Source organism: Paracoccus pacificus, assembly GCF_042680785.1.
Classification (GTDB): domain Bacteria; phylum Pseudomonadota; class Alphaproteobacteria; order Rhodobacterales; family Rhodobacteraceae; genus Paracoccus; species Paracoccus pacificus.
The window spans coordinates 1-1177 of sequence record NZ_JBHUEN010000036.1 but is presented as its reverse complement, the minus strand read 5'-3'; the positions used below and the strand labels follow the sequence as shown (position 1 = coordinate 1177).

The window sequence follows — 1177 nt, the reverse complement described above, 5'->3', positions numbered from 1 at the left end:
ATCGCAGATGCCAGCTTGAATCATGCTCAAAGACTGATGTGAATCCCTTTTGTCAACACAACCTAACCATTCTCTTGCTCATCGTCGGTCTTGCAGTTTGTGCCGGGAGCATTCTGCTGTTCCGTCGTGCCAACCATGGTGGGGCGTCGCGGCGTTCTTCGTAGGGGTCGGTATCGTGTCGAGCGCCTACTTCGTCGGGCCATACCTGGCAGAATGGATCGCTGCCTGGTGGGCACCGCCGCAGGATAGCCAGGCTTGCAGCGAGGCCGGCGGCGTTTGGACGCGGGGCGAATGCAGCATCATCCCGACGGATGAAAACTAGCGTCACGGGTGCCATAGGCCAACTAACTGCCATCCCAAGCGGCTCGTCAACCAGCCGGTCAGCACCAGAAATCACCACCCGCCGACCGCTGCTTTCTGTGACGTGTCGTCGTCTTCGGTCAGGTCAACAGCGAACGGCCGCGCGCTTTGCCGGGCGGTGGCGGTGCATTGCCGTCGCAGCTGGATCCGGCGTCACATGGCTGTTCTCCTTTGCTTCCCAACTGTGACCCTGGGCCGAAGCGGCTGGTGGGCGGTGCGCATCATGCCCCTGGCATGATTCACCCCTTCAACAGCTAATTTCCCCTGGCCTATGGCCATTCCTCGCGAGGCAAATTAGCTGTTGACCACCACCCTGATGCTTCGACCCAAAACAGGTTCACAGAAGCAAAGGAGAACAGCCATGAGCATCACCGTCTATTCCAAGCCCGCCTGCGTGCAATGCACCGCCACCACCCGCAGCCTCGACGCAAAAGGCGTCGCCTATACGGTTGTTGACCTGACCGAAGACGACGACGCGCTGCGCTTCGTTGAAAGCCTGGGCTATCGGCAGGCCCCCGTGGTGATTTCAGGTGCCGACCACTGGTCCGGCTTCCGCCCCGATCGCATCGCCGCCCTCTAGGGCGGCTTTGCCGTCCCTTCGCCCATCACCTACTTCAAATATCTACCGTGTGGTGTTGGTCAACGTCCTAGCCGAACGTTAGCAAGGGCATCGAGCGTGGAGACACCAAATATCGGAACGCTCGATGCCCTTGCGGATTATACCGAGCCGCCGTTCATGCGTGGCGCGGCGAAGGTCGGTAGCGAGCCCTTTTTGACGAATGCTGCCGAGCGACTGGACGGCCGCTTCGGCGGACCC

The 1177-nt window shown here is 60.6% G+C and carries 1 protein-coding gene; it reads left to right on the top strand.

Annotation, left to right across the window (positions count from 1 at the left end; translation table 11 throughout):
* Positions 1-721 precede the first annotated feature (721 nt).
* Complete coding sequence (nrdH, locus tag ACFSCT_RS12290; protein WP_090525206.1) at positions 722-940, top strand: glutaredoxin-like protein NrdH; 219 nt, start codon at positions 722-724, stop codon at positions 938-940.
* The last annotated feature ends 237 nt before the right edge of the window (positions 941-1177 follow it).

Bases quoted from the DNA above. Each gene is read 5' to 3' on its own strand.
- nrdH (WP_090525206.1), top strand. From the start codon at position 722: ATGAGCATCACCGTCTATTCCAAGCCCGCCTGCGTGCAATGCACCGCC.